The following is a 6,000-nucleotide window of genomic DNA, read 5'->3' as shown; positions in this document are numbered from 1 at the left end:
GGCGTCACCCGCGTCGGCCGAGTTGTCACCGCGGTGACGCTTCGGCCGACGGGAGTGACGCCTCGGCCGACCGGGGTGACGCCTCGGCCGACCGGGGTGACGCCTCGGCCGACGGGGGTGACGCCTCGGCCTCAGGAGCCGACGCGGTCGACGGCGTCCAGGACGAGGTCCCAGTAGCCCTCGACGTCGAGGGTGATCGCGACCTGGGCGTTGGGCGGCTCTTCGAGGCGCCCGTGCAGGTCGACGACGGTGGCGCCGCGGGTCCAGCGGCCCTCGGTCTCGGCAGCCACGAACGACTTGTGCCAGGTGATCAGGCCGGGGTCGATGAGGGCTGCGATGGTGCAGGGGTCGTGGACGGGCGGCGCGGCGAAGTCGAAGACGTCGGAGTAGGTGCCGCCGAAGAAGCCCATCAGGTCGGCGCACGCCCGGCCGACCGGATGATCCATGGCCCGCATCCGCGCGACGACCTCGGGGGTGGCCAGCGCCTGGTGGGACAGGTTGAGGCCGACCATCCGGATCGGCAGCCCGCTGGTGAGGACGAGGTCGAGGGCCTCGGGGTCGGCGTAGGCGTTGAACTCGGCGGACGGCGTGGTGTTGCCGCGCTCGGTCGAGCCGCCCATGAAGACGATCTCGGCGATCTTCGGGCCGACCTCGGGATGGTCGCGCAGCAGCACCGCGACGTTGGTGATCGGTCCGGTGGCGACGACGGTGACGGGATCCGGGGCGGCCAGGAGGGACGTACGCAGGAACTCGACCGCCCCGACGGCGACCGGCGCAGCGAGCGGTTCGGGAAGGTCGGGCCCGTCGATCCCGGTCGCGCCGTGGATGAAGTCGCCGATGTGGATCTCACCGGCCAGCGGCCCGGCGGCACCGGTGGCGACCGGGACATCGGGCCGGCGCGCCAGCGCCAGGATCCGCTGGGCGTTGTAGGTCGCCTTCTCGACCCGGCAGTTGCCGAAGGTGGTGGTGATGCCGAGCAGGTCGATGTGAGGGCTGCCCAGGGCCAGCAGGATCGCGATGGCGTCGTCGTGGCCGGGGTCGCAGTCGAGAAGCACAGGGATCGGGTTCATCGCACGACCTCTCCGGGGGAACAGCTAGTGAGGGACGACGTCCTTGAGGAATCCGCGCGCGCCCAGGAAGTCGCTGAGCGACTCCTTGTGCGTCTCGCAGGCGAGCCAGATCTTACGCCGGTCGGCCGTATGGATCTTGGGATTGTTCCACTGCAGCTCCCACGAACCGGAGTCCTGGCAGCCCTTGGCCGAGCACAGGTCGGAGTCGAGCGCCCCCATCAGCGCTCGTCCTTCTCGTGGAGCTGTTGCTCGCGTCCGCTGGTGAGCTGGCGCGGGCCGTAGGGCGAGTCCATCAGGTTCATCTCGTCGCTCTTGGTGTTGGTCGCGTTGGCCATGACGACCGCGACGTAGGGCAGGATCAGGGCAGCCGCGATCAGGATCGGCCAGAGCCAGCCGATGCCGGCCAGACCGGCGATCACGGCACCGATGAAGCACAGCGAGCGGATCGACATCGAGATGGCGTAGCGCTTCTGGCGGATCGCGATGTCCTCGGCGCGGCTGCGCCCGGCCGTCGTGATCCTGATCGGTTGCGCCTTGGACATACCGCCAGTCTAGGTCGTGGCCGATGGCATCCGGTCAATGGTGTGGACCCAACAGGGGCGCTCCGATGGACTTTGGATGGTTCTCACAAGCAAATCCAAGACATTGGTCGTACGCCGAAGTAATCGCTACCGTCGCGCCTGTGACTGACAGTGAAAACCCCACAACCAAGGCACCGCGCTCGGTGCTGGTGACCGGCGGCAGCCGCGGCATCGGCCGGGCGATCGCCGAGGCCTTCGTCGCCAACGGCGACAACGTTGCCGTGACCTCCCGCAAGGGCGGGGCTCCGGAAGGGACCCTGGACCTGGTGTGTGACATCACCGACCCGGCCGCCGTCGAGGAGGCGTACGCCGCCGCCGAGGCGGCCCACGGACCCGTCGAGGTCCTCGTCGCCAATGCCGGGATCACGAAGGACACCCTCGTGCTCCGGATGTCGGAGGACGACTTCACCTCCGTGATCGACACCAACCTGACCGCGTCCTTCCGGCTCGCCAAGCGGGCTTCGAAGGGCATGCTGCGGCTGCGCCGCGGGCGGATCATCTTCATCTCCTCGGTCGTCGGGCTGATGGGCAACCCGGGCCAGGTCAACTACGCGGCGTCGAAGGCCGGGCTGGTCGGCATGGCCCGATCGCTCGCTCGCGAGCTCGGCTCGCGGGGGATCACCGCCAACGTGGTCGCGCCGGGGTTCGTGGAGACCGAGATGACTGCGGTCCTCACCGATGAGCAGCAGAAGGCGATCACGGAGCGGGTGCCGTTGGGGCGCTACGCGTCACCGGACGAGGTGGCCACGGCCGTGACGTGGTTGGCTGATGCGGGTTATGTGACCGGGGCCGTGATCCCGGTCGACGGCGGACTTGGAATGGGGCACTGATCATGGGTTTGTTGGACGGCAAGACTGTTCTCGTCGCTGGGGTCACGATGGACTCCTCGATCGGCTTCGCGGTCGCCAAGGTGGCCCAGGAGCAGGGCGCCCGCGTCCTGATCTCCAACTTCGGCCGCGCGCTGTCGATCACCAAGCGGATCGCGAAGCGGCTCCCCGAGGAGCCGCCGGTCCTCGACCTCGACGTGACCAACCAGGAGCACCTCGACGGACTCGCCGACGCGCTCCGGGCCGAGGGTGTCGAGCGGCTCGACGGGGTCGTGCACTCGATCGCGTACGGCAACCCTGAGACGCTCCTCGGCGGCAAGTTCCTCGACGGTCCCTGGGAGGACGTCTCCCAGGCGGTTCAGGTCAGCGCCTACTCGCTGAAGTCGCTCGCGATGGCGACCCGGCCGCTCCTGTCTCCGGGCTCGTCGATCGTGGGGCTGACCTTCGATGCGACGGTCGCCTGGCCGGCGTACGACTGGATGGGTGTTGCCAAGGCGGCGCTCGAGTCGACCTCGCGCTACCTCGCCCGCGATCTCGGTCCTGACGGGATCCGCTGCAACCTCGTCTCCGCGGGGCCGCTCAAGACGCTCGCCGCCAAGGCGATCCCGGGCTTCGAGGAGCTCGACGAGGGCTGGGGCAGCCGGGCGCCGCTGGGCTGGGACAACACCGACCAGGGCCCGACCGCGAAGGCCGTCTGCGCGCTGATCTCGGACTTCTTCCCGGCGACCACCGGCGAGATCATCCATGTCGACGGGGGCTATCACTCGCTGGGTGCGTGAGGCCATAGGGTTGCCGCATGCGGACCCTCGTCATCATGCGGCACGCCAAGGCGGAGTCGTCGGCACCCACCGACTACGAGCGCCAGCTGACCGAGCGCGGCCATGCCGACGCGGTCGCAGCGGGGGCGTGGTTGGCCGAGCAGGGCGTGGTCCCGGACTACGTGCTGGTCTCGGCGGCCGACCGCGCCACCCAGACCTGGGAGGACGTCGCGGTCGGTGCGTCGTGGGACCTGACGCTGGCGGAGTACGACCAGGGTCTGTACGCCGCCGGCACCTCCACCGCCCTTGACCTCGTCCGCGGGGTCGATGAAGGCATCTCGACGGTGGTGGTGATCGGTCACAACCCGACCGTGTTCTCGCTCGTGCAGCTCCTCGACGACGGCGAGGGCGACGACGAGGCCGGCAACGAGCTCGCCCTCGGCTTCCCGACCGCCGCCGTCGCCGTACTCACCTACGACGGCGACTGGTCCGAGCTCGACGAGGCCGAGGCCTCCGTCACCGCCTTCCACGTAGCCCGCGCCTGACCCCGCGCCGAGTCGGCGCAAGCTGACGAGGACTCCCGTCGAGTGAGGACGAGCCGACTCGGCAGGGTCTCAGATGAGCGGCGGGGCGGGGGTGACGATGCCGGCTTCGGCGTCGGCGGCCTCGATCTCCTCGCGGGAGATGCCGAGGAGGTACATGATCGTGTCGAGATAGGGGACGTTGATGGCGGTCCCGGCGGCCGAACGTACTGCGGGCTTGGCGTTGTAGGCGATGCCGAGGCCGGCGGCGGCGAGCATGTCGAGATCGTTGGCGCCGTCGCCGATGGCGACGGTGGCCGCCTCGGGGATGCCGATCTCGGCGGCGAACTCGCGAAGCGCGCGGGCCTTGCCGGCCCGGTCGACGACCTCGCCGACGACCTCGCCGGTGAGCACGCCGTCGACGATCTCGAGCTCGTTGGCGCGGGCGTAGTGGATGCCGAGGTCGGCGGCCAACCGGTCGGTGATCTGTGAGAACCCGCCCGAGACGATGGCGAAGCGGTAGCCGAGCCGGCGCAGGGTGCGGACCATCGTCCGCGCGCCGGGATTCAACACGAGCCCGGCATAGACCTCGTCCAACGCGGTCGCGGGGACACCCTTGAGGTACTTCACCCGCCCCCGGAGCGAATCCTCGAAGTCGAGCTCGCCGCGCATGGCCGCCTCGGTGACGGAGGCGACCTCCTTCTCGTAGCCCGCGTGGGCGGCGATCATCTCGATCACCTCGCCGTCGATCAGCGTCGAGTCGACGTCCATGACGATCAGGCGCATGCCGCGGCGGACGAGGTTGGCGGGCTGCACCGCGATGTCGACGCCCTGGGCGGCGGCCTCGGCCGCCAGAGTGACGCGCAGCTCGTCGGGAGAGGCGCCGGAGACGTGCAGGTCGAAGGCGGTGACCGGGTAGCGGGCCAGCCTGATGATCCGGTCGATGTTGCCGCCGGCCGAGGCGATCGTACGCGTCACGGACGCGAGCGCGGCCGCCTTCAGCGGCAGGCCCAGCACCGTCACCCGGGCGCGGTCGGACGGCTCGCGCGGGGTGTCGCCGACGCCCTCCTCGATCTCGACGGTCATGTCGAGAGCATGGGCGGTCTCCTCGATCGCGTGCTTGAGCGCGTCGGTGCTCGCCGCGTCGGCCGGGGCGGTCACCAGGAGCCCGAGCACGAGCCGCGCCCGCAGCACGATCTGCTCCAGGTCGACCACGTCGACCCCCGCCAGCGCGAGCGTCGCCAAGGTGGCCGAGGTCAGCCCAGGACGGTCGTTTCCGGCGAGGGTGATCAGCAGGGTGTCGGGACGGCGCTCGAGCGCGTCGAATTCCTCGGTCATCTCGGCAAACGATAGTGGAGCCGGCGCCTGCGTCTCAGTTCGGCGGCCACACCTCGGGCGATCCCGCCGCGGTGAGCGCCCTCCGCGCCGCGCGGTCGAGGCCGACCAGGGCCTCTCGCCGCCGCAACATCTCCGCGGCTGAGACGGCGCCGCCCTCGTCCTCGAGCGCCACCGCGACGATCTCCCGAGCCTGTACGCCACGAGCAGCGAGCTCCACGCACCGCGCCGGCACCCCGGGCGCGCCGGCCAGCGAGGGCCGGTGGCGGAGGTTCATCAGCCGGTCGGCGACCTCGGGCCGCCACCGGGCGACGTCGAGCTCGGCAAGCGCCGTCGCGGACTCGGTCAGTGCGAGCCGGAGGGCCCGGTCGGCCTCGCCGACGTCGGGGAGCTGCCGGCGCTGGGCCGGGTACGCCTGCCACTCGACGACAGCGCCGACCCGGACCGGCACGAGCCCGATCCCGGCGTCGCTCACCACGGCCTCGCCGGCCTCCATCGCGGCCGTGTTGAAGGCCCGGGGTCCGCCCAGCCCGACCGGGTCGCCCTCGGCCGGGAAAGCGACCCCGACACAGGTCGCCCCCTCCGTACGCAGCCGTCCCATCCCGCTGACGAAGGTGTCCGCGACCCCCTCGTCGCCACCGAGCCCGAGATCGGCCAGCCCGCTGACGGTGTGGGTCGCGTCGGGCCCGATCACCGCATCGAGCACCAGATCGGTGACCGCCTCACCGCGCAGCCACGCCGTCACCCACCAGGCCAGGCGCAGCGCCTCGGGAGTGGTCTCCACCGACCCTGAATCCAGCTCCGCATCCTCGACACTCACGCCGTCACCTCCGTTGCGCAGGCGCGATGATACGAAGGCGGCGGCGTATTGGATCTGACTGGTTGTTCGCTGGCGCTCACGGGCGCCT

The 6,000-nt window shown here is 70.7% G+C and carries 8 protein-coding genes; 3 read left to right on the top strand and 5 right to left on the bottom strand.

Annotation, left to right across the window (positions count from 1 at the left end; genetic code table 11):
• Nucleotides 1-131: 131 nt before the first annotated feature.
• Genes ACFWQC_RS26500 through ACFWQC_RS26490 form a run of 3 tightly spaced genes read right to left on the bottom strand, consistent with a single transcriptional unit; the run spans nt 132 to nt 1,612 of the window.
• Nucleotides 132-1,070: a nucleoside hydrolase gene (locus ACFWQC_RS26500; protein ID WP_378685214.1), complete on the bottom strand. Its 939-nt coding sequence runs from the start codon at nt 1,068-1,070 to the stop codon at nt 132-134.
• A gap of 24 nt (nt 1,071-1,094) precedes the next feature.
• Entirely contained in the window at nt 1,095-1,289 is a 195-nt protein-coding gene (locus tag ACFWQC_RS26495) for an acetone carboxylase (protein ID WP_355021354.1), read from the bottom strand.
• Nucleotides 1,289-1,612: a DUF3099 domain-containing protein gene (locus ACFWQC_RS26490; protein ID WP_378685211.1), complete on the bottom strand. Its 324-nt coding sequence runs from the start codon at nt 1,610-1,612 to the stop codon at nt 1,289-1,291. Before ACFWQC_RS26490 ends, ACFWQC_RS26495 begins: the two co-directional genes overlap by 1 nt.
• A gap of 140 nt (nt 1,613-1,752) precedes the next feature.
• On the opposite strand from ACFWQC_RS26490, the gene fabG reads away from it, so the two are divergent.
• Genes fabG through ACFWQC_RS26475 form a run of 3 tightly spaced genes read left to right on the top strand, consistent with a single transcriptional unit; the run spans nt 1,753 to nt 3,781 of the window.
• Nucleotides 1,753-2,481, top strand: a complete 729-nt coding sequence (fabG, locus tag ACFWQC_RS26485; RefSeq protein WP_378685209.1) for a 3-oxoacyl-ACP reductase FabG — start codon at nt 1,753-1,755, stop codon at nt 2,479-2,481.
• 2 nt (nt 2,482-2,483) lie between these two features.
• Complete coding sequence (fabI, locus tag ACFWQC_RS26480; protein WP_378685207.1) at nt 2,484-3,257, top strand: enoyl-ACP reductase FabI; 774 nt, start codon at nt 2,484-2,486, stop codon at nt 3,255-3,257.
• A gap of 17 nt (nt 3,258-3,274) precedes the next feature.
• Nucleotides 3,275-3,781 carry a SixA phosphatase family protein gene (locus tag ACFWQC_RS26475; RefSeq protein WP_378685204.1) on the top strand — a complete coding sequence of 169 codons (507 nt, stop codon included), beginning with the start codon at nt 3,275-3,277 and terminating at the stop codon, nt 3,779-3,781.
• A gap of 69 nt (nt 3,782-3,850) precedes the next feature.
• Here ACFWQC_RS26475 and serB read toward each other — a convergent pair whose 3' ends face one another.
• Entirely contained in the window at nt 3,851-5,095 is a 1,245-nt protein-coding gene (serB, locus tag ACFWQC_RS26470; protein ID WP_378685201.1) for a phosphoserine phosphatase SerB, read from the bottom strand.
• A gap of 34 nt (nt 5,096-5,129) precedes the next feature.
• On the bottom strand, nt 5,130-5,912 hold the full coding sequence (locus ACFWQC_RS26465) for a hypothetical protein (RefSeq protein WP_378685198.1): 783 nt from the start codon (nt 5,910-5,912) through the stop codon (nt 5,130-5,132).
• Nucleotides 5,913-6,000 lie beyond the last annotated feature (88 nt).

This window comes from Nocardioides sp. NPDC058538, from assembly GCF_042719275.1.
In the GTDB taxonomy this organism is placed as follows: domain Bacteria; phylum Actinomycetota; class Actinomycetes; order Propionibacteriales; family Nocardioidaceae; genus Nocardioides.
This window is presented reverse-complemented; position numbering and strand designations above follow the sequence as displayed.